This window comes from Candidatus Endomicrobiellum pyrsonymphae, from assembly GCF_020328025.1.
Lineage (GTDB): Bacteria > Elusimicrobiota > Endomicrobiia > Endomicrobiales > Endomicrobiaceae > Endomicrobiellum > Endomicrobiellum pyrsonymphae.
Window position 1 is genome coordinate 1 of the sequence record NZ_JAIXMZ010000005.1, and the last position, 22,377, is coordinate 22,377.

General features: G+C 35.3%; 27 protein-coding genes. 23 read left to right on the plus strand and 4 right to left on the minus strand.

Translation table 11 applies throughout. The annotated features are described in order from the left end of the window. Positions 1-297: 297 nt before the first annotated feature. The gene (locus LE180_RS01005) at positions 298-435 is read right to left on the minus strand and encodes a hypothetical protein (protein WP_374133667.1); all 138 of its coding nucleotides are present in this window, start codon (positions 433-435) and stop codon (positions 298-300) included. On the opposite strand from LE180_RS01005, the gene LE180_RS01010 reads away from it, so the two are divergent. From LE180_RS01010 to LE180_RS01075, 14 genes are all read left to right on the plus strand, one after another. Next, complete coding sequence (locus tag LE180_RS01010; protein ID WP_374133662.1) at positions 373-798, plus strand: DUF116 domain-containing protein; 426 nt, start codon at positions 373-375, stop codon at positions 796-798. The genes LE180_RS01005 and LE180_RS01010 overlap by 63 nt on opposite strands. Positions 799-941: 143 nt before the next feature. Further along, complete coding sequence (locus LE180_RS01015; RefSeq protein WP_374133633.1) at positions 942-2,612, plus strand: DEAD/DEAH box helicase; 1,671 nt, start codon at positions 942-944, stop codon at positions 2,610-2,612. A 26-nt stretch (positions 2,613-2,638) separates the two neighbouring features. After that, positions 2,639-2,863, plus strand: a complete 225-nt coding sequence (locus LE180_RS01020; protein WP_374133634.1) for an FmdB family zinc ribbon protein — start codon at positions 2,639-2,641, stop codon at positions 2,861-2,863. A gap of 12 nt (positions 2,864-2,875) precedes the next feature. Next, complete coding sequence (locus tag LE180_RS01025; protein WP_374133635.1) at positions 2,876-3,229, plus strand: hypothetical protein; 354 nt, start codon at positions 2,876-2,878, stop codon at positions 3,227-3,229. 11 nt (positions 3,230-3,240) lie between these two features. After that, positions 3,241-4,620: a tRNA uridine-5-carboxymethylaminomethyl(34) synthesis GTPase MnmE gene (gene mnmE / locus LE180_RS01030; RefSeq protein ID WP_374133636.1), complete on the plus strand. Its 1,380-nt coding sequence runs from the start codon at positions 3,241-3,243 to the stop codon at positions 4,618-4,620. A gap of 445 nt (positions 4,621-5,065) precedes the next feature. Then, positions 5,066-5,848 carry a 30S ribosomal protein S2 gene (rpsB, locus tag LE180_RS01035; protein ID WP_374133637.1) on the plus strand — a complete coding sequence of 261 codons (783 nt, stop codon included), beginning with the start codon at positions 5,066-5,068 and terminating at the stop codon, positions 5,846-5,848. Beyond that, complete coding sequence (tsf, locus tag LE180_RS01040; protein ID WP_374133663.1) at positions 5,845-6,441, plus strand: translation elongation factor Ts; 597 nt, start codon at positions 5,845-5,847, stop codon at positions 6,439-6,441. Before rpsB ends, tsf begins: the two co-directional genes overlap by 4 nt. Before the next feature lie 2 nt (positions 6,442-6,443). After that, positions 6,444-7,142, plus strand: coding sequence for a UMP kinase (gene pyrH / locus LE180_RS01045; protein ID WP_374133638.1), 699 nt, complete (start codon positions 6,444-6,446; stop codon positions 7,140-7,142). A 2-nt stretch (positions 7,143-7,144) separates the two neighbouring features. After that, positions 7,145-7,705, plus strand: coding sequence for a ribosome recycling factor (gene frr / locus LE180_RS01050; protein ID WP_374133639.1), 561 nt, complete (start codon positions 7,145-7,147; stop codon positions 7,703-7,705). Between the two features lie 34 nt (positions 7,706-7,739). Continuing rightward, positions 7,740-7,916, plus strand: a complete 177-nt coding sequence (locus LE180_RS01055; protein WP_374133640.1) for an indolepyruvate ferredoxin oxidoreductase subunit alpha — start codon at positions 7,740-7,742, stop codon at positions 7,914-7,916. A 9-nt stretch (positions 7,917-7,925) separates the two neighbouring features. Beyond that, entirely contained in the window at positions 7,926-8,603 is a 678-nt protein-coding gene (locus tag LE180_RS01060) for an isoprenyl transferase (protein ID WP_374133641.1), read from the plus strand. A 30-nt stretch (positions 8,604-8,633) separates the two neighbouring features. Beyond that, positions 8,634-9,431, plus strand: coding sequence for a phosphatidate cytidylyltransferase (locus LE180_RS01065; protein WP_374133642.1), 798 nt, complete (start codon positions 8,634-8,636; stop codon positions 9,429-9,431). 40 nt (positions 9,432-9,471) lie between these two features. Beyond that, entirely contained in the window at positions 9,472-10,671 is a 1,200-nt protein-coding gene (locus LE180_RS01070; RefSeq protein ID WP_374133664.1) for a 1-deoxy-D-xylulose-5-phosphate reductoisomerase, read from the plus strand. A gap of 44 nt (positions 10,672-10,715) precedes the next feature. Then, positions 10,716-11,771 carry an RIP metalloprotease gene (locus LE180_RS01075; RefSeq protein WP_374133643.1) on the plus strand — a complete coding sequence of 352 codons (1,056 nt, stop codon included), beginning with the start codon at positions 10,716-10,718 and terminating at the stop codon, positions 11,769-11,771. 229 nt (positions 11,772-12,000) lie between these two features. Here LE180_RS01075 and xerC read toward each other — a convergent pair whose 3' ends face one another. Genes xerC through dprA form a run of 3 tightly spaced genes read right to left on the minus strand, consistent with a single transcriptional unit; the run spans position 12,001 to position 16,238 of the window. Continuing rightward, positions 12,001-12,972 carry a tyrosine recombinase XerC gene (gene xerC, locus LE180_RS01080; protein WP_374133644.1) on the minus strand — a complete coding sequence of 324 codons (972 nt, stop codon included), beginning with the start codon at positions 12,970-12,972 and terminating at the stop codon, positions 12,001-12,003. Then, entirely contained in the window at positions 12,864-15,107 is a 2,244-nt protein-coding gene (gene topA, locus LE180_RS01085) for a type I DNA topoisomerase (RefSeq protein WP_374133645.1), read from the minus strand. Before topA ends, xerC begins: the two co-directional genes overlap by 109 nt. 36 nt (positions 15,108-15,143) lie before the next feature. Further along, entirely contained in the window at positions 15,144-16,238 is a 1,095-nt protein-coding gene (dprA, locus tag LE180_RS01090) for a DNA-processing protein DprA (protein WP_374133646.1), read from the minus strand. Positions 16,239-16,570: 332 nt separating this feature from the next. Between dprA and nadC the strand changes: the two genes are divergently transcribed. From nadC to tgt, 9 genes are all read left to right on the plus strand, one after another. Next, complete coding sequence (gene nadC / locus LE180_RS01095) at positions 16,571-17,428, plus strand: carboxylating nicotinate-nucleotide diphosphorylase (RefSeq protein ID WP_374133647.1); 858 nt, start codon at positions 16,571-16,573, stop codon at positions 17,426-17,428. Position 17,429: 1 nt separating this feature from the next. Then, positions 17,430-18,209 carry a biotin--[acetyl-CoA-carboxylase] ligase gene (locus LE180_RS01100; protein ID WP_374133648.1) on the plus strand — a complete coding sequence of 260 codons (780 nt, stop codon included), beginning with the start codon at positions 17,430-17,432 and terminating at the stop codon, positions 18,207-18,209. Between the two features lie 50 nt (positions 18,210-18,259). Further along, positions 18,260-18,445 (plus strand): hypothetical protein, encoded by a 186-nt coding sequence (locus tag LE180_RS01105; protein WP_374133649.1) that lies wholly within the window; start codon positions 18,260-18,262, stop codon positions 18,443-18,445. Next, a complete protein-coding gene (locus LE180_RS01110) occupies positions 18,432-18,641 on the plus strand; it encodes a hypothetical protein (protein WP_374133650.1) in 210 nt (69 codons plus the stop codon). Before LE180_RS01105 ends, LE180_RS01110 begins: the two co-directional genes overlap by 14 nt. Position 18,642: 1 nt before the next feature. Then, on the plus strand, positions 18,643-18,939 hold the full coding sequence (locus tag LE180_RS01115; RefSeq protein WP_374133651.1) for a YbaB/EbfC family nucleoid-associated protein: 297 nt from the start codon (positions 18,643-18,645) through the stop codon (positions 18,937-18,939). Positions 18,940-19,046: 107 nt separating this feature from the next. Next, positions 19,047-19,646 carry a hypothetical protein gene (locus LE180_RS01120; protein ID WP_374133652.1) on the plus strand — a complete coding sequence of 200 codons (600 nt, stop codon included), beginning with the start codon at positions 19,047-19,049 and terminating at the stop codon, positions 19,644-19,646. A gap of 1 nt (position 19,647) precedes the next feature. After that, on the plus strand, positions 19,648-20,484 hold the full coding sequence (locus LE180_RS01125; protein WP_374133653.1) for a site-specific DNA-methyltransferase: 837 nt from the start codon (positions 19,648-19,650) through the stop codon (positions 20,482-20,484). Between the two features lie 37 nt (positions 20,485-20,521). Further along, positions 20,522-21,238, plus strand: a complete 717-nt coding sequence (locus LE180_RS01130; protein WP_374133654.1) for an HD domain-containing protein — start codon at positions 20,522-20,524, stop codon at positions 21,236-21,238. Further along, positions 21,238-22,368, plus strand: a complete 1,131-nt coding sequence (gene tgt / locus LE180_RS01135) for a tRNA guanosine(34) transglycosylase Tgt (protein ID WP_374133665.1) — start codon at positions 21,238-21,240, stop codon at positions 22,366-22,368. Before LE180_RS01130 ends, tgt begins: the two co-directional genes overlap by 1 nt. Positions 22,369-22,377: the final 9 nt, after the last annotated feature.

Genomic DNA, 22,377 nt, shown 5'->3' on the forward strand with positions numbered 1-22,377 from the left:
CATTATACAAATTTAATCCCTTACTTTTAACATTTCAACCTTAAAGATTATACAATGGAAACAATCAAAATTCAATCAGAGATCTTTGTCTTCTTTCTACCCTTAAATCTTCCTACCTCAAACCTTTCTGCCAGCAAATGTAACCGTCGCTATTATATCAATTTAAACCTTAAAATCTCAAACACATATTGCACATTTTGAAAGTTGGTATAATGAAGTTGACTTCATTGTTCGCAACTACTTCACAATTTCCTAAAGCGTGCATTATGTTGTGATGTTTTATGCTTTTTTGATTTTTCAATCAATATTTGGTAAAATCTTGCCATGAGATTGTGTAAGTTGCAAAAAAAGAGCAAAGAACAAGCCTATAAAATCTTTACTTTTAAACAAAACAGCTTCCAAGTAAAAAAGTTCGCTTCTGTTCCTTTCAATCAACGTATTGTTTTCGCTCCTCACTGTATGCGAAATACCGCAGTTTGTGTTGCCGTTGAAAAGGATAGCTACTACATCTGCAAAGAATGCGACAGTTGCAAAATAAATGATATAAGCAAGCTTGTAAACAGTTTAAACTATAAAGCTCTTTACGTTGTCAAAGGTGGAAGCGCTATAGGTAAAATTATAAAAGAGCAAAAACCGAAAGCCATAGTTGGTATTGCCTGTTTTTTTGAGGGAGACCAAGCGTTTAAAATGCTCAAAGAAGAAAACATAGTAGCGCAGTTTGTGGCGCTTACAAAAGATGGGTGCGCCGCTACAGATACGGACTTAACGGAAGTTGCAAAAGTATTGAAATATAGTTAGACTAAAGTGTTAACAAATAATTTATCTAAACATGTATTCTTCGCTACACTCAGACGACCGAACGCGTCTCGTGCGACTTGTTCACAAGATATAAGCTTAATGATTAGCAATAGAGGAGCTTTGCTCCGAAGGAAAATGTAACAATGACAACATTAAAATTCAGTGAATTAAATTTATCAAACGAAATAATTAAAGCGGTTGAAGATTTGGGTTTTGAAGAAGCTACACCCATTCAAAGTCTTTCCATACCTAAAATGATGGAAGGTATAGACATTATAGGTCAAGCCCAAACAGGTACAGGAAAAACAGCAGCTTTTGGTATTCCTGTCTTAGAAAAAATTGACGTAAAAAACAAAGTTGTACAGACAATAATTTTGTGCCCTACTAGAGAACTTGCGATACAGGTTGCAGAAGAGTTAAAACTTTTCTCAAAATACAAAAAGGGTATTAATATAGTGCCTGTTTACGGCGGACAGCCTATTCAGAGGCAGATTGTCGCTCTTCACAAAGGCGCACAAATTGTCATAGGTACCCCTGGCAGAGTTATAGATCATTTGGAGCGCAAAACATTGAAACTCGACACAGCTTCTACTGTAGTTTTGGACGAAGCCGACGAAATGCTTGATATGGGATTTAGAGACGATATAGAATTAATTCTTAAGAGTATGCCTGAAGAAAGACAAACTGTTTTTTTCTCAGCTACAATGCCTAAAGAATTTCTATTCCTTACGAAAAAATATCAGCGTCATCCCGAAACTATAAAAGTTGTCAGTGAAAAATTAACCGTGCCTTTAATTGAACAGTATTATTTTGACATTAGAGAACATCAAAAACTTGAGGCTCTTACAAGATGCCTTGATATGTATGCCCCCAATCTTTCTATTGTTTTTTGTAATACAAAAAGGAGAGTTGACGAAATTACTTCTTCTCTTCAAGCAAGAGGCTACGCTGCAGATGCTCTTCACGGAGATATGAATCAGTCACAAAGGGACAGAGTAATGACAAAATTCAGAAGTGGCGCGATAGAACTTCTTATTGCTACAGACGTAGCAGCTAGAGGCATAGACGTCGACGATATAGATATGATTTTTAACTATGACGTTCCAAAAGATGACGAAGATTACGTGCATAGAATAGGCAGAACAGGCAGAGCTGGAAAAACCGGAAAAGCTTACAGTTTTGTTTCAGGCAAAGATATTTATAAGTTAAGAGATATTCAGAGATATACCAAAGCAAATATTAAGAGAGTTCAGGTTCCGTCTCTTGCCGACGTTGAAAACACAAAAGCAACAATAATGCTTGATAAAATAAAAGAAGTTCTAAAAGAAAAGGATTTAGAAAAATACACAAGAATGGCAGAATCTTTAATTGCAGATGAAACCACCTCTTTAGATGTCGCGGCAGCTCTTTTAAAAATGATGTTTATTTCCGAAAAGAAAGAACAAAAAGCAGACGTTTTTGCGAGCGCATCAAGTAGCAAATATTCTGACACCGGCGCCCGAAACAGCAGTATGGCAAGGTTATTTATCAACATAGGCAAAAAAGATAATGTAAGAGCAGGAGATTTTGTAGGAGCCATTGCCGGAGAAGCAGGAATAAGTGGCGATTCTGTAGGAAATATTAAAATTTTAGACGCTTTTTCTTTTGTTGAAGTTCCTCGAGATCAGGCTGACAACGTAATTAGCGCTTTGCATTCAAGCAATATTAAAGGAAAGAAAGTTTCAGTTGAACTTGCAAAGGGAAATAGCGGTTCTTCATACGGCGCAGAAAAACGTTCTAGTTACAAAAATCTTTCAAGAGGTATAGCCAACTAACTTTATAGAGGAGAAGATTAATCTTTATGCCACTATTTGAATTTGTTTGCAGAAAATGTAACAAAAAATTTGAAGTCCTTGTTTTTTGTAAAGATTCTGTAATCTGTCCCGAATGCCAAAGCAATGAAGTTGTGAAGCAGTTTTCCAGTTTTGTAGCTAAATCATCTTTATCAAACTGTGTTGCCACTGGTTCATGCCCGGCAGTTTCAGAGCGCAAACATAAATGTTCCAGTAGTTGCTGTTGTCATTAAATCGGAGGGACCATGCAAAAATTTAGTTTGCAGACATTGTTGGTGTTTTCTTTTGGATTGATATTTGGACTCTTCATGAAATTCTCATTTGTGGTTCTTTTGGCATTACTAGTTGCATTAATTGCCGTATTTATTTACACGATGCGAGATGCGGCAGGACTGAAACGTGGTCAATGCTCACAGTTTATAATTGTATCTGCAACTCTATATTTGGTAGCATTGTTACTTTCGTCTTACTCTATCGTAGTCCTCGTTTTATTTGTCGGTTATGAAGTTTTCAACAAAAGGGAATTGAAAACTATAAATTACAGAATGTTGCCATTTTTTCTTATTACATTTCTGCTATCGCTTAAAAAAATGTTTTAAGTTAATAGTGCATGAACTACCTAAAAGAAGACACTATTGCCGCATTATCAACTGCTGCCGGGAAATCCGCGATTGCAGTTATTCGTTTATCTGGGCAAGAGGCATTTCAAGTTATAAGCAAAATATTCCAAACCAAATCTAAGCCTGAGCAACAAGTTAAGCGCGGATATATTGTTGATGGCGCAGAAAAAAAAGATGAAGTTCTTTGCGCTTTTTTTACAGCGCCGCATACATATACGGGCGAAAACTTAGTAGAAATTTCTGCCCACGGGAACCCCTTAATAATCAACGAGATTTTAAATCTTTTATACAAAAACGGCGCAAGACCGGCAGAACCAGGCGAATTCACCTATAGAGCGTTTTTAAATGGTAAAAAAGATCTCGCGGAAGCGGAAGCCGTATGCTCTTTAATAACAAGTAAAACCGCAACCTCTGCAAAAGCTGCTTTAAATAATGTCAGCGGCATCTTTTCACAAAAAATCAAAGATATTAGAGATTCCGTTACAAATCTCATCGCCTTTATGGAAGCAAATTTAGATCATCCTGAAGAAAATATCATGTTTTTATCTCGTGATGAGAAACTTTTGAGACTTGATTCGTACATAGAAAGCATTCAAAATCTTTTAAATTCCTATAAAACAAGTAAAATTCTGCAGAATGGGATAAAAGTTGCAATCATAGGGAAACCAAACGCAGGGAAATCCTCTTTGCTTAATGCAATTTTAGGCAAAAATAGGGCAATTGTCACAGATATTGCAGGAACTACAACAGATGTCATTGAAGAGACTATCGACTGTCACGGTATTCCGCTTACAATTATGGACACGGCAGGTCTTAGGGATCATGCTGACAATTCAATTGAATTTTTAGGACAAGCAAAAACCAAAGAAATTATCGGCTCTGCCGATATATTAATATGGATGTTCGATGCTTCTTCACAATTAGATCAAAACGATGCGCAGATAGCAGATTTTTTGAAGAAATCAAATTTAAATACACCTATTATAGGTGTGTTAAATAAATCCGATTTGCCTTTAAACTCATCTTGTAACATCGATTCAATTTTACAATCTAACTTTTCTACTGTAATAAAAATTTCCGCAAAAACTGAAACCGGCATTTCTAAGTTACTAGATGAAATTGCAAAAATCGCAGGCGTTTCAGATTCTCAAAGCGATTATGTGATGATAAATTCTCGTCATTTTATATTATTACAAAACGCTTTAGACACTTTAATGAGAACAAAGCAAGTATTAACTGCAAAAGATGCCGACGAAATTGCATGTTTTGAGGCAGTGTCGGCACAGACAGCATTAAACGAAATTTTAGGCATTAATGTTAAGCAAGATATTTTAGATACAATTTTTTCAACCTTTTGCATAGGAAAATAAAGTGGGTTCAGATTACCTAGAATAGGTAGAATGTTATGTGATTTTCACCTTAAACTGGCGAAAAACAAGAAGTAAAAGACAAAGATTTTTATGTTTTGGTAAAAAATTTTTAAAAAAATTTGATAGAAATCTTAAAAGATAGAAAAACTAAGGATTTTTAGATATCGCTATTTTGTAATATTGTTTTGATTTTGCATCTTTCTATTTTTTAGTATCTTTTTGATTTTGCGTTGACAATAACCAAAAAAAACCAATACAGTTGCTTGAAAGCAAGTCTTTATTTTGATAGAATGAAGATGTAATAAGCACACAGTTGGATTTGCCAAAGGTTCCCAAATTTAGATTTGTGGATTTTGGAGATTGAAAATTGTGGAAGCCGTAAGACGAAAATTGTTCGTCCGAAACGGGTCTGCGTTAAACGCAGCAAAAAACCAAAGGGGAAGTTATGGCAAACATTAGCATGAAGGCTTTGCTGGAGGCCGGTGTTCATTTTGGACACCAAACTAGAAGATGGAATCCAAAGATGGCAAAATTTATTTTTGGAAAGAGAAATAAGATACACATTATTGATCTTCAGAAAACGCTCAAAGAGTTGAAGGAAAACCACAAAGTTATAAGAGATCTTGTCGCAGAAGGAAGAGAAATTATATTTGTAGGTACAAAGAAACAGGCTCAGCTTTCAGTGAAAGAAGAAGCATTACGTTGTGGAGCGTTTTTCGTTACTGAGAGATGGTTAGGTGGAACGCTTACAAACTTTGAAACATTGAAAAAATCAATTGCAAGATATAAAGAAATAGAGAAAATGAAAGAAGACGGTATTCTTAGAGTTCTTTCAAAGAAAGAACAGTCTCAGATTGAAAGAGAGAGAATTAAGCTTGAGAAGTCTTTAGAAGGTCTTAAAAACATGACGAGGCTTCCTGGACTTATGTTTGTCATAGATCCTCATGAAGAGGCGACAGCAGTTTCAGAAGCAAGGAAACTTAATATTCCTGTTGTTGCAATTTGCGATACAAACTGTGATCCGGATTTAGTCGATTATCCTATCCCTGGAAATGATGACGCTATCAGAGCTGTAAAGCTTCTCTGCTCTATTGTTGCAGACGCTGTTTTGGAAGGCAAAGGCGTTGTTGAAAAGAAAGATGGTGAAGAAGCTGAGGTAGCGCTGGAATCTGTTAAAGAAGAAAATGTGAAAGAAGAGAAAGACTCTCAGGAAAGAGGAGTGGAATAATGTCAACGGAGCTTATAACGAAGTTAAGAGAAATGACAGGCGCAGGTGTAATGGATTGCAGGAATGCGTTAAAAGAATCAAATGATGATATAGATAAAGCTTGCCAATGGCTTAGAGAGAAAGGCATGGCATCTGCTGTCAAAAAAGCAGGAAGGACCGCAAAGCAAGGTCTTGTTTATTCGTACATACATGGCAATGGAACACTTGGCGCTTTGGTTGAAGTAAATTGTGAAACAGATTTTGTGGCAAAAACAGAAGATTTTCAATCTTTGGTCAAAGAAATCGCTATGCAGATTGCAGCAGTTTCTCCTACTTATGTCTCACGCGAGCAAGTTCCTTCAAGTATTCTTGAAGCAGAGCGAGAGATTTATAAAGCTCAGCTTAAGGAATTAGGAAAACCTGAGAATGTCTGGGATAAAATCATCGAGGGCAAGATTGAAAAATTTTATAGCCAGATATGTTTGTACGATCAGATTTATATGAGAGACACTTCGGGCAAAGAAACAATAAAAAATTTAGTAACAAACGCCATTGCAAAAATCGGTGAGAATATAGTAATAAAAAGATTTGCAAGATTTAAACTCGGAGAATAATAATGCCCGTAAAGAGAGCGCTTTTAAAACTTTCCGGCGAAGCTTTTTCTAGCGATTTGTCGTTGATAAGCGAATCAAGTCTTTCGAGAACGGTCAAAGAAATCAGTTTTGCTGTCTTAGACAATGAAATACAGCTTGCAATTGTCGTAGGCGCAGGCAATATTTGGAGAGGCGCGGGCAAGTTCATAGAAAGAGTTACTGCGGATAAAATGGGCATGCTTGCGACAGTTATGAATGCTTTTGCCTTAAATGATTCTTTATTGAAAGCAGGAATAAAATCAATAGTGTTTTCGGCAAGAGGCGTAAGTGGTTTTGCTGAAAATTTTAACAGAGAAAAAGTTATAGGGTCTATGGAACAAGGAAAAGTTGTTGTTTTTGCAGGCGGTACGGGTAATCCTTTTTTTACAACTGATACTACCGCTGCTTTGAGAGCGGCTGAAATAAAAGCTAATATTTTACTTAAAGCCACGCAGGTTGATGGTGTGTATAGCGCAGATCCAAAAAAGGATAAAGATGCCATAAAATATGATTCTTTAACTTTTCAAGAAGCTTTGGATAAACATTTGAAGATAATGGATTATGAGGCTTTCTCGTTGTGTATGCGGACTAATGTGATAATTAAAGTGTTTGATTTTTATAAAGACGGTAATTTGAAGAAAGTTTTAAACGATGACAAAATAGGTACAACTGTGGAGGCTTAGCAATGCAAGCTCAAAGTTTTTTTTCGGCGTCTGAAGAATCCATGAAAAAAACTATAGATAGGTTGAAATCTGAATTGACCTCTATAAGGACCGGTAAAGTAAGTGGCGCTGTAGTGGAAGGAATTAAGGTTGAAAGTTATGGATCTCTTGCGCCTATAAATCAAATTGCAAGCGTTAGCGTTCCGGACGCAAGGACAATAGAAATAAGACCTTGGGACGTTTCTCAGCTAGGCGCTATAGAAAAGGCGATTCAGAAAGCAGATATCGGTATGAACCCTGTAAACGATGGAAAGCTCATACGTATTGTAGTTCCTCCTCCTACTGAAGAGAGAAGAAAAGAAATAGCAAAATCTATAGGCAGAATGGCTGAAGATTTTAGAGTTGCTGTAAGGAATGAAAGAAGGGTTTTGGTTGAGAATATAAAAAAACTTGAAAAAGATAAAGTTATAACTGAAGATGATAAAAAGAAATTTGAAGCAGTTGCTCAAAAAATTACGGACGGTTATATAAAGACAATAGACGAAATTGTAGTTGCTAAAGAAAAAGAAGTTATGCAGATGTAAGATTTTGTGGTCAAATAAAAAGAGGAGGACTAAAATGACTTATCAAATTGATGCGACAGTATGTGTTGGGTGCGGAGCGTGCTCAGGCAACTGCCCTGTTTCAGCTATTGAATCGAAAGATGACAAACACTACGCAATTAAACCTGACGTATGCGTAAGCTGCGGAGCATGTGAATCGACTTGTCCTGTAAACGCAATTTCGCAGAAGTAAGGTAGATTTTTGATACCCGTACACGTAGCTATTATAATGGATGGGAGTGGCAGATGGGCTAAGAGAAGATCTTTGCCCAGAGCCTTTGGTCATAAGCAAGGGGTCAAAACCGTAAAAAAGATTGTTAGGGCGGCAGATAGTCTTGGCATCAAGGTTTTGACCCTATATGCTTTTTCTGCTGAAAATTGGAAAAGACCTCGTACGGAAATAAAAACGCTATTCTCTTTGTTGAAACAGTTTATTAAAAAAGAATTGGAAGAATTAAATAATTCCAGCGTTAAATTAAGGATTTTGGGCGATTTGTCAAAATTTCCTGAAAATCTAAAAACTGAAATTGAAAGCGCTTGTAAAATTACTTCTAAAAATACAGGTCTTGAGTTGAATATAGCTTTAAATTATGGCGCAAGGCAAGAACTTTTGCATGTTTTTGAAGAAATGTTAAGGCAAGATATAAAAAAGCCTACAGAAGAGATAGTGTCATCTTTTTTATATACTGCGGGACAGCCTGATCCAGATCTGCTTATCCGTACTTCCGGAGAACTTAGAATATCAAATTTCCTTTTATGGCAAATAGCGTATTCTGAAATTTATATAACGGATAAACTCTGGCCGGATTTTGCGCGGCATGATTTAGAAAATGCAATAGCCGAGTTTCAAAAAAGAGAAAGACGCTTTGGTGGAATTTGATGTCTGTCAAATTATTTGGAGAACTAGATAATGTTATCAACTAGAATTTTGACGGCTCTTGTCGGGATACCTCTTGTTTTTGTATGTATATATTTTGGCAATATCACATTTTACTTACTCATGTTTATAGTGTCATTTTTTTGTGTTAAAGAATATCTTGCCATTTCAAAAAGATATAATCCTCATAGCGCAACGTCGCTTGCAATGGCCGTCGTGTTTTTTTTGTTTTTATATTTCTTTGATATATTTCCGTATGACAAAGTTGCGGTTTCGGCAATAATAATGATGTTTGTTTTCTTTTTTATAGAAGTTTTTGGCGAAAATCCAAACTTAAGCGTCGGAAGAATTAGTGTGTCTTTTTTTGGCTCTTTTTTTATTCCACTTTCTTTAATGTATATGGTTTACATACGTAATTTATACGACGGTATGAAATTAATATTTTTCATTTTCATAGTAGTTTGGGTTTTAGATACTGCGGCTTATGCTTTTGGGATAATGTTTGGAAAACATAAACTTGCAAAAAACGTCAGTCCTAAAAAAACAATAGAAGGCGCTGTTGCTGGAATTATTTTTGGCATGCTAACGGCATATTTGTGCAGATATATATTTATGAAATATGTTTTAACAACAAACGAAGCGTTGATGGTCGGATTTGTGATTGCTGTTACGGGACAATTTTCGGATCTCGCAGAATCGCTTATTAAAAGGGACGGGAATATTAAAGATTCTGGTAAAATAATACCGGGTCACGGCGGTATTTTTGACAGATTTGATTCTTATATATTTGCAGCGCCGGCTGTATATTACGTTCTGCAAATTCTACGATAAACAAGTCAGAGGGTTTTGATTTATTTACAATCGAAATAAAATAATGAAAAAAATAACTATTTTAGGTTCGTCAGGCTCAATAGGAGCGCAAATTCTTGATATAGTTTCTAAGATGAAAAATTATGTTCGCGTTGAAGGTCTTGCTGTTGGTTCAAATATAAAACTTCTAAAATCCCAAATCAAAAAATTTAGACCTCTCGCAGTGTCAATCGGCAGTCAATCGGATGCTCAAATCTTAAAGCAATGGTGTAAATCAAACGATGTAAAAACAAATATTTATAGCGGTGAAGAAGGATTGGAGAAACTTGCAACGCTGCCTGATGTTAGTATGGTTTTTGCTTCAGTTGTAGGTTCTGTTGGTTTGAGGTCGGTAATTGCGGCAATAAAAGCGAAAAAAGACGTGGCGATTGCAAATAAAGAATCGCTTGTTATGGCAGGGAGCTTTATAATGAATCTTGCTGAGGAAAACGGCATCTCCGTATTGCCTGTTGATAGCGAACATTCGGCGATATTTCAGTGTTGTGGCGGAGAAAAAAAATCGCAGATTAAAAAAATATTGCTTACCGCTTCGGGCGGACCATTTTACAAATATAACAAAGATTTTTCTAAAATAACTGTTGAGCAGGCTTTAGATCATCCCACTTGGAAGATGGGTAAAAAGATAACAATAGATAGCGCTACTCTTATGAACAAAGGTCTCGAAGCTATTGAGGCATCTATTCTTTTTGGCGTACCCATAGATAAAATTGAAATTGTTATACATCCTCAGTCCATAGTGCATTCAATGGTGGAGTATGTCGACGGTTCTGTGGTAGCGCAACTTTCAAACCCAGATATGCGTCTTCCGATACAGTACGCGTTAACTTATCCTGAAAGAGTATCGTCTAGTGTTAAATCTTTAAATTTCGCAGAAATAGGTAAATTAGAGTTTTATAAACCTGATTTCAATAAATTTCCGTGTTTAAAACTTGCATATTATGCCGCAAAAAAAGGGCATACTTTGCCTGCGGTAATGAGTGCGGCAAATGAGACGGCTGTTGCGGCATTTTTAAACAAAGAGGTAAAGTTTACAGATATTGCAAAAATTGTTGGAAAAACAGTTTATGCTCATAAGATTTCAAAAGATATGTTGTTAAATACTTTTTTTGCTGCGGACTCTTGGGCGCGGCAGTATGCAAAAAAATTAGTAAATAAAATCAGTTTAGTTGTTCCCAAAGGCGACTCAATCTGGGCATTGTAATTGCAGGATTTAAGTTTAAAATTTTATAAAGGAGAGTATAACAAATGACTATCGTTCTTCAGATACTTGGTATTGCGGCTGGATTTGGTTTTTTGATTTTTATACATGAGTTGGGACATTTTTTTGCTGCAAAAATGTGTAAAATTAGAATATTAACATTTGCTTTGGGTTTTGGTCCCGATTTAATAAAACATACTTACAAGGGCACAAAATATTGTATCAAAGCTGTTCCTTTCGGCGGGTTTGTTTCTATGGCTGGCGACAATCCCACTGGAGCTACGGGTGGAGAGGGCGAATATTTATCGCTTAAGTGGTATAAAAAAGTATGGATATCTTTTGCGGGTCCTTTTTTAAATTATGTTCTAGCTGTTTTTCTTTTTGTTTTCGTTTTTAATATATGGGGGGCAACGAAAATTTCTACAAGTTCTTCTATAGGCGCTGTTATAGAAAATTATCCCGCAGCGCAGGCAGGTCTTGTTCCCGGAGATAAAATAAAATCAATAGATGGCGTAGAAATAGATACATGGGAGGAATTGTTAAGCAATTTAAAAAATAAAGTCGAAAAGCAAACAACTTTTGTAATAGAAAGAGGAACTTATTCCTTTGATTTAAGTATGATTGTTACAAAAAATCCCGTGACTAGGAAAGGTTCAATAGGTATAGCGCCTTTAACAACGAATATAGAAATCGGATTTTTTAAATCTATTTGTCTTGGAGCAGAAGCTTCAATAATGCAAACTGTTTCGACTGTCGCATATCTTATAGACAAAATTATTTCGTTTGAAACTCCTGAAATTTCAGGTCCTATTGGCATTATGCGGACTATGGCAGACGCTACAAAGTCTGGAATGCAGAATTATTTAAGTTTTCTTGCAATTATGTCGGTTACCTTGGGATTATGTAACTTATTTCCTATTCCTATGGTTGATGGCGGCATGATAGTTTTATTTTTTGTCGAAGGAATAATAAAAAAACAGATAAGCGCAAAAATCGTTCAAATTTACAATACGATAGGTTTAGTTTTTATACTAGGTGTTTTTCTTTTTGCAACGTACAGCGATATTTTGCGTTTAGGTGTTGGCAAGCTGTTTGGGAAATAAAGTAGATGGGAACAGATGAATTGTTCCCTTTAAAAAACTTATGCGCAACCTACATAGACAAAAACGGCAATGATTTGATAGATGTAATTTATATAGACCTGTCATCATATAACACGGAAACCGCAAGTGTATTCTTGTTACAAACAACGAAAACAATATCGCTTTAAATATCACGCGGAAACGCTTCTTTCTGCGTTTAGCGTGTTTGAGATTGTTATTTATAGCTCGACTATATCTCTTCTCTCGGGTGCGCTTTTTGATAAATTTTTTTTAGACTTTCTATTGTAACATGAGTATAAATCTGTGTTGTAGAAAGGTTTTTATGCCCGAGCATTTCCTGTACGCTTCTTAAATCGCATCCCCTGTCAAGAATGTGAGTTGCAAATGTATGTCTTAAAGTGTGCGGACTCACTTTTTTTGCAAGACCTGCCTTAACAAACCATCTATGTAAAATTCTTCGGGCTGTTCTTTGGTCTAGTCTTTTTAGATGTTCGTTTAAAAACACAGGCGATTTTATATCGTAAGGAAGATTTTGCGCACGACGTTCATTAATATATTCTCTTATAACGTTTAAAGCTTGATTTCCTACGGGCACAATTCTTTCTTTATTTCCCTTACCTGTTACTGTAACGATATTTGATATAAAATCTATATTCTTTAAATCTAAACTCATCAGCTCTTCAATTCTTAAACCGCATGAATAAAGAAGTTCAATCATTGCTCTATCTCTTAGTTTTATATCTGATAAATTAAACAGCTTCTGCATCTCATTTTCAGTTAGAAACGACGGAACTTTTCTGTCTTTTTTAGGTCCCGACATGTTTTCTATAGGATTTTTTTTAATAATATTATTAATTATTAAAAATTTATAGAAAGTTCGAAGAGTGGCAAATTTTCTTGCGAGAGTCGCTTTGCTTAAACGTTTTTTATTTAATTCTTCAAGAAATTCTCTTATGTCGTATTTGCCGACATAGCAGAACTTTAGTTTCTTCTTTTGCAGGAACAGAACAAGATCAGACATATCTCTTAAATACGCTCTTAAAGTGTGCGGAGAAAAATTTCTCTCAGCTTTAAGATATTTTGCAAAAAAATCTAACTGGATTTTGCTTTCTTCTTCGATGGTTTCTTTGATTGAGCTTTTGCAGTCTGCGTTTTTGGAATCTTCTTCGCTTCCGTTGTTTCCTTTGGTATTTTTATCCATTGTAAGTTCCTACATTTTGGGAAAGCTGAACACGTGAGAAACGATCCCCTTTTCGCTATTCTTTTAAGCATTTCAGCCCCACATTTTTTACATTTTATATCCGTATGTTGTGGTTCAGGCTTGATAACTTTGTTCCCGTCTTTATCAATATTATACGTTGTTTTACAGTTAAGATTTTTACATACAAGATACGTTTTTCCTTTAAATCCAATTTTTTTAAGAAGAACGTTTTCGCATTTATCGCATTTCATATCTGTTTCTTGTGGATCCGCAGCCACATTCCCGTCTTTATCTAAAGCCATTGTTGTTTTACATTCAGGATATCCCGAACATCCTAAAAACTGTCCTCTTCTAGAATCTCTTACAACCATGTGTTTTCCACAATTGGGGCATATTTTCGAAGATTCCTGAGCCTGAATTTTTTGTCTTTGCAGGTTCTGTTCAGCTTCGGCTAAATCTTTTTCAAGAGGCGTATAAAAATCTTTTAAAACATTTTGCCAAACTGCTTTATCTTCTGCGATTTTATCTAGTTTTTCTTCAACGCCTGCAGTAAATTCGACGTTGATTATGTTCCCAAAATGATTTTTTAAGACATCATTTACAACCATACCGAGATTTGTAGGTACAAATTTTTTTCCGTCGAGCCTTACGTACAATCTGTCTAAAATAGTTTTGATTGTAGGCGCATACGTCGACGGTCTTCCTATGCCGTGTTCTTCAAGCGCTTTAATTAAACTTGCATCGTTATATCGCGGCGGCGGTTCTGTAAAATGTTGCTGCGGTATTATCTGCAACAGATTTAAAAGCTCGTCATTTTTTAATGGGGGAAGTTTTGCTTCTTTTTCATCGTCGTCTATGTTATAAACTTTTAAAAATCCATCAAAAAGCAACGTACTGCCCGAAGCTTTGAATAAATAATCTTTTGCAGAAATTTCAGCAGTTACCGTGTTGTAATTTGCGTCTGCCATTTGACTTGCTAAAAATCTTTTCCATATTAAGTCATAAAGCTTAAATTCGTCCGGAGACAAAGATTGCTTTATCTTGGAAGGGATTCTATTTGGAGAAGTTGGTCTTATTGCTTCGTGCGCTTCTTGCGCGCCTTTAGCTTTTGTTTTATAAAATCTTGGAGCTTTTGGAAGAAAATCTTTGCCATAGGAAGATTCAATAAACTTTAGCGTTTCGTTCTGAGCGCTTTTTGCAATGTTTAAAGAGTCTGTTCTCATGTAGGTTATAAGACCTACGCCTGCGCTTCCTCTCGTGTGTATTCCTTCGTAAAGTTTTTGGGCGATAGACATTGTCTTAGAAGCTGAAAATCCAAGTTGTCTTGAAACATCTTGTTGCATCGTTGACGTTGTGTATGGCGGGTAAGGAGAGCGTTTGCGCTGTTTGGATCCAACAGATTTAACAATATATTTTGCGCCTTCAAGCTCTTTTAGTATTTCATCGGACTGTTCTTTAGTCTTCATGGAAAATTTATCAAACTTAATGTCATTTTTTGAAAAAAGTTGCGCTTTAAAAGGAAGCGTATTTTTATCAAGTTTTGATAATTCGGCTTCGATACTCCAATATTCTACAGGTGAAAAACTTTTAATTTCTTCTTCTCTGATACAAATAATCATTACTGCCACAGACTGCACTCTGCCCGCGGAGAGTCCAATTTTCACCTTTTTCCACAAAAGAGGAGAAAGTTTATAGCCCACAAGTCTGTCTAAAAGTCTGCGAGCCTGCTGGCTGTTTACAAGACGCATATCCAATTCCCTAGGGTGTTTTACCGAGTCAAGAATTGCTTCAGGCGTAATTTCGTGAAATGTTATCCTAGAAATTTCAGAATCAGAAAGGTTTAGCGCTTCTTTTAGATGCCAAGCAATGGCTTCGCCTTCGCGATCGAAATCGGTTGCAAGATAAACTTTGTCCGCATCACCGGACGCTTTTTTTAAATCAGATATAAGTTTTTCAGCCTTTGGCACATTTATGTATGTAGGCTCAAAATTATTTTCAATATCAATTCCAAGTTTACTTTTGGGGAGATCTCTTATGTGCCCGTAAGAACTTTTTATGATAAAATCCTTGCCCAAGATTTTTGATATTGTTTTTTCTTTTGCCGGCGACTCCACTATTACTAAATATTTTGGCATTGACTACTCCTTCACGATTAAACTGCAAGCGCTCTGTTAATATTTTCTTATATAAATTTGACCGGGAGTCGTTTTTATAAGTCCACTTATTTCAAGGTTAAAAATCACGATCGATATTTCTGAAATATCCATATTTAATTTTTGCGCGATTATGTCCGGTGGAAGCCCAGCGCTGTCACTTTCTATCAAATTAAGTACCTCAAGTTCAAGTTTGTCAAGTTTTGGAAGTGTATTCGTCATTGCAATTTTATCTTTAGGCAGCCAATCAAGATGCTCTGCCATGTTCTGTGGGGATAGCGCAATAAAAGCGCCGTTTTGTATAAGATTGTTCGCGCCTTTTGACATATTTGAATATATGTTGCCCGGCACTACAAAAACATCTTTGCCGTAATCGGCGCAATATTTTGCTGTTATAACTGCGCCACTGCCCATCGCCGCTTCTGTAAGCAATGTGGTTTTAGAAAAGCTTGCGATTATTCTGTTTCTTCTTGGGAAGGTTCCTCTATTCGGTTTTTGTTTAAGAGGAAACTCGCTTATAACAGCTCCATTTTGAGCTATTATTTCTTGCAGTTTTGCATTTTCAGGCGGATAATTGACAAGAAGACCATTGCCTAATATTGCTACAGTTCGGGATTTATTTTCTAAAGCTGTAACATGCGCTAATGTGTCAACGCCTCTTGCTAAGCCTGAAACAATGGTTATATTTCTTTTCGCGAAATACGATGCAAAATCGGTTGTAACGGTTTTTCCGTAATTACTTATTTTTCTTGACCCGACTATTGATATAGAATTAAAATCTTTCTCTAAGATATCGCCTTTAATATAAAGAATTAGAGGTTTGTCAGGAAAATACATTAATGATTTTGGATACATATCATCGTTGTAAAGAACTATCTTGACATTATTTTTTGCTGCAAGCTCAAGTTCTTTTTCGGCTTTGTCCGATTTTGAAGAGTCGTGAATTGCCTTTGCAACGGTGGGTCCAATATCTTCAACGGACATAAGATCTTTTTTATCAGCTTTAAGAATTGACTCCGTATTGCCAAATTTTTCTAGCAGTCTAAAAAATCTTATGGCTCCTATATCTGCAGAGAGAAGAAGTCCGAATAAATGCAAATTATCTTTATTCATTATGATGTCATTGTAAACAAATTATTAAAAAATTGTCAAAATTTTTCTGTACTTTTGATTTGACCGGATTTTACATTGACGAGCTGCTCAAAAATTTATAGAATAATTTGCGGTTAGTTAACTTTATTATTGATGCAATAGACTTCCTGTATAAATACCTCGTCACGCTACGCTCGCCACTCCTTTTAAAAAATGGGAACTTGATGCCGTGTCTTTATTTCTCTTTTTATAAAAGTGGCGGCGGCGAAAGTCGCAGTGGTATTTGTAGCTGAAGTTGCAGGAGCTTGTGATTTTACAGGAAATCTAAATATAATTTGATGCAATCACAAACTATGAAAATAATTAATGGTATAACAGAAGCTCTCATTAACATTGCTTTAGAAGAAGATGGTGTTTTTAGCGATATCACAACCAAAGAATTTGTCCCAAAATGCAAGTATGCTAGGGCTGCGCTAATTGCAAACAACTCCGGGATTCTTTGCGGTACGGATCTATTTGTAAAAGTGTTTAAAACTATAGATAAAAGATGCAAAGTGTCTTTGAAAATGAAAGATTGTTCAAAACTTAAGCGAGGCGATAAAATATTAGAGATTACTGGTCCAGCGCGGGCGATTCTATCAGGGGAAAGGACGGCTCTTAATTTTTTACAACATATGTCCGGAATAGCTACTATAACAAATCAATTTGTTCAGTCTGTCAGTAATGGTAAAACGAAAATATACGACACAAGAAAAACTATTCCTGGATATAGAAGGCTTGCAAAATATGCGGTAAATTGCGGGGGAGGGACCAACCACAGGATGGGACTTTACGATATGGTTCTTATCAAAGACAATCATTTAAAGCTTACAAAAGATATAATTGCTAAAATAGCAGAATTTAGAAAAAGATATAAAGATATTCCAGTTGAAGTTGAATGTGAAAACACAAAGGAAGTAAATTGGGCTTTAGCTGCAAAAGCCGATATTATAATGCTGGACAACACTTCTCTTAAAAATACAAAACAAATGATAGATATTATAAGAAAAAGCTCTACGAAACAATATAAACCTGAAATAGAAATTTCAGGCGGCATAACACCAAAAACCGCAAAAGAATTTTCAAAATTGGATGTTGATAGAATTTCTGTAGGTATGATTACACATTCTTCTCAGGCATTAGATACTACTCTTGAAGTGACAATAAAATAATATGAATGTTATTGAGATTCTTTCTTTGTTAAAAAAGCAGCTTAGTGTGTGTAAAAAAATAAAATACCATAAAAAACTCCCATCAACTCAGTTAGCGGTTAAGAAGTTAGCGGAAAAAGGTTTTGAAGAAGGCTTTATTGTTGTTGCTGAAAAACAGACGAGCGGATATGGGCGTTCTAAGAAAGTGTGGAGTTCTAATGTTGGAGGTTTGTGGTTTTCTATACTTCTAAAACCGATTATTCGTCCAGATGAGGTTTCTAAACTCACGTTATTACTAAGTGTCGCCTTGAAGAGAACTCTTAAAAGAAAGTATCAAATTAGTTCTAAAATAAAATGGCCTAATGATGTTCTTGTTTGCGATAAAAAGATTGCAGGAATAATAGTGGAAATGTTTGCCGAGCAGGATAGAATAAATTGGGTTGTTGCGGGCATAGGGATAAATATCAATAACGATATTCCTAAAAATTTAGAAAATATTTCTGTTTCTTTAAAAGATATTTTAAAAAGTGAAGCAGATAGAGCGGAGTTTATGACTGAATTTTTGATAGACTTTGAAAAGTTATATCTTGATTTTCAAAAAGATGGATTTAATCAGTTTTCAGAAGAATACAATGACAATCTTGCGTATAAGAATAAATCTGTTAGCATTGATACAGGGCACGCTGTAACGACAGGCATAAACTTAGGAATAGACGAAGGAGGCATGCTTATAATCAAAACCCTAAATAGTTTTGAAAAAATAATATCCGGAACTTTAAGAAGAAGCAAGGAATGCGATTAAAATGTACAGCTCTCCTTGAGAGAATAACTTTAGTGAGTGTAGTGAATTAAATGAAAAAAATGAAAACTTTTTTTTATGTACTTTTTGCTTTAGATGTTTTGGCAAGTTGTGTTGTTGCAGCGCTTGTTACGTTGCTTGCAGGAATTGCGACGGCGTTTGTTTTGCTTACATTAAACATATCAGTTTATGCTATAATTCTGAAGGCTGACAAGGTCGGCAAAAATGGAACAAAGTAAAAAAGCAATTGTGTATAAATATATGTTTTTGGTTTCTACTGTTTCTGGAGCGGTAGGTGTATATTTTCTGCATAAACAGTTAATCGTTTTAGGATGGGTGTTGGTATGTATATGGGTCGTTTTTGCTGTACTTGTAAGAATTCTGATAATGAGAGACAAAAAATTAATCAAAGTAAAAAGCAGAGAGGAAATGTAAAATGGAATTGTTTAAGGCGGCGAAAGAAGCAATGGCAATGAGAAGCAAGTGGAACGAAATGGATAAAAAGTTAAAAGCTCGGGTTATTGATGTTGAATATAAAGGCATTAAAATTCAAGTAAATGCTAGAAATGAATTTTTAAGTTTGAATATCCCTGAGGATTTGCTCAAAGAAAAAAAGGAGAAAATAGAAGAAAATATATTATCTGCTTTTGAAGTAGCTGGAAAAAAAGCTCAAAACATTATGACTGAAGAAGCTAAAAAATTAACCGGCGGAATGAAAATCCCGGGGCTATAATCAACTGTAAATTAATTTTCGGAATTATATCGTAGTGGCTTGTAGATGTTGTTAAAGCGTCCCATGTCTGATAACATATTCAGCTACGAAGTAAAAGGGGATATGTTATGAAGGTTGCTGATATAGAAAAAGATATTGCTTGCTTGAAAGATTTATATTCAAGACTTATAAAAATTCTGCCGTCTTTTAATATAACTGATTCTAAAGTTTTACCGTACGGACTAAAACCGCATACTCGTTCTGTTAGTTGGCTTGTAGAACAAGTTATAACGCAACAGACAAAGTATAATGAAGTCGCTTTGGGTTTATCAGAAGTTGATTTTGATATGCCTGACACTTGTTTGCATGATTGCGCTATTAAAATCAAAGAAAAAACATATTATGTTAATATAAAAACGCACAATGTTGATGGCAAGGAAAACAAAAACGATATAGCGGCTGTTGAAAAACTATATATGCAATATAGTTCAAATCCATCGTACGATGTGATGTATGTCTGTTTGGGTATTCATTTCAATGGGGTAAATATTTCTTTTGATAAAGATTATGTGGCAGTTTTTTGTGCACAATTTTTGCCCATCTATGTGAATCCAAGAAATGATAAAATCCAAGCTCGTTATCATCATGTTCCGCAAATTAGAAGTCGTCAAGATTTTTTAAAATTATTACAAGAACAATCTCATAGCATTGTGTTAAAGGGTAAATAATATGAAAAGAGAATGCCTAAATAAAATTTTTAATCAAGATGTATTATTGGGGCTGTCATACATTGAAGATAATTCAATAGATTTGATAATATCCGATCCACCGTATTGTCTTGGCAAAGATTATGGCAATGATTCAGATAAAATGAACCCGAGAGATTATTTAGAATGGTCTTATAAGTGGATAGATACCGTAATTCCAAAATTAAAAGATACAGGCAGTTTTTATATATTTTTAACTTGGCGTTATAGTCCTGAGATTTTTTCTTACATGAAGAAAAAATTGATAATGCTCAATGAAATTATATGGGATAGAAGAGTTCCGAGTATGGGGGGAGGCACAAGGTCATTTACCTCGGTTCACGACACAATAGGTTTTTTTGCAAAAACAAAACAATATTATTTTGATTTAGATTCAATACGCATTCCATACGATGAAGAAACAAAGAAAGCAAGAACTCGCTCTATATTTGTCGGTAAAAAATGGTTAGAAGTAGGATATAATCCTAAGGATTTATGGTCAATTACTCGTCTTCATAAACAAGATCCAGAAAGGCAAAACCATCCTACGCAAAAACCATTAGAGCTAATAGACAGAATGGTTTTAGCAAGCTCTCCCAAAAATGGAATAGTATTTGATCCTTTTATGGGTAGCGGAACAACTGCTATATCAAGTATAAAAAATAAAAGATATTATATAGGATTTGAATTAAACCCCGATTATTGCCAAATGATAGAACAAAGAATAGACAAACATAATAAAGGCGAGAAATCTTTATTGAATGCCACTGAAGATGATGTAAAAGTAACTAATTTTCAACAGGCTATGAATTTATTTTAACTTTAATGTCTTTGACGCTAACGGTATAAATACTCTTATGAATAAAATGCTAACTTTTGATGAAATAAAAAATAATTCTGAAATACAAACATATCTTGAGTTTACGGATAAAGCTTCTACCATGGGGGAATATAAAGAACATGGTGTAAGACATGCCTCGCGTTCTGCAGAAGTTACAGGTCAAATTTTAAAAGATTTAGGTTATAACGAGAAAGAGCAAGAACTTGCTAAGATTGCCGCGTATATTCATGACATAGGTAATGTGGTTGGAGAAGAATATCACGATCAAAGTAGCGCGGTAATGTTTTTGAATGTTCTTGGCAAGGATAGATATAGTGTAGATGTTCTTACTGTAGCAGTCGCCATAGGGTGTCATGAAGATAAAACTACGAAGCCTGCGTCTCCTATTGCAGCAGCGCTTGTGCTTGGCGATAAATCTGATGTACATCATGAAAGAACACAAGTCAAAGATGCGCTTATCAATAAAGCCGATGTACGTCATGAAAAAATACGAACCAAATATTCGCGTTATATTAATAAACATGAGAAGATACTTGATGCTTGTAGAAAAGTTAGTGTTGTTGTAAGAAAAGAAATAATGACTATTGAGCTACGTTTGGAAATTGATACTAACATGTCTTCAGTTATGGATTACTTTGAAATATTTATGGCAAGAATGAACCATTGTAGAAAAGCAAGCGAGGTTTTAAGATGTAAATTCGAACTATATATCAATGGAGATAGATGTTCATAATGGAATGTGGTTCTTACCGACTAATCAAAAAATCGTCTGAATGCAAAGCAAGGTTAGGGGAAGTTTATACCACAAGAGGTATTGTTGAAACTCCGATATTTATGCCAGTGGGAACGCAAGGGACGGTTAAAGGCATTGCTATTGAGTTTTTGTGTGGGACCGGCGCTCAAATAATATTGGCAAATTCGTACCATTTATATCTTCGTCCGGGAATCAATATAATAAAAAAAGCCGGTGGAATACAAAAGTTTAATTCTTGGAATAAGCCTATGCTTACGGATTCCGGCGGATTTCAACTTTTTAGTTTAAATGATATTAGAAAAATTAGCGAGGAAGGCACTGAATTTAGGTCGCACATAGACGGATCTAAGCATTTCTTTTCGCCTGAAAAATCCATGCAGATTCAGAAAGATATTGGCGCGGATGTCATAATGTGCTTTGACGAATGTACGCCATATCCCGCAGATTACGAATGCGCAAAAAAATCTATGGAATTAAGTCTCAGATGGGCTAAGAGATGTAAGGAAGAATTTTATAAAGATAATTCTTATGAAACACAAGCTTTGTTTGGTATTATACAGGGATCTACATATAACGATTTAAGAGCAGAGAGCGTGCAGGAAATGTTAAACATCGATTTTACAGGCTATGCAATTGGCGGACTTTCTGTAGGAGAACCGAAAGAATATATGCATGAAGTTTTAGAAAATACTTTGCCAATTATTCCTGAAAATAAAGCGAGGTATCTCATGGGTGTTGGGATGCCGGAAGATTTATGGGAAGGTGTTGAACGCGGAATTGATATGTTTGACTGTGTTATACCTACTAGAAATGGCAGGAACGGACAGGTTTTTACAAGCCTTGGAAAAATTAACATAAGAAATGCGGAATATAGAGAAGATTTTAGCGCTTTGGATCCGGAGTGTAATTGCCCCGTCTGTGTCGGCTATTCTAAAGCATATTTGAATCATCTAGTCAGAGCGCAGGAGACGTTGTATTTAAGCCTTTTATCTTTACATAATATCCATTTTATGGTAAACTTGATGTCGAAAATAAGAAAGTCATTGGAGAATGACGTATTTCTTAGATCAAAAAAAGAATTTTTTGAAAAATATTATTCAAAAAATTGAGGACGAGGG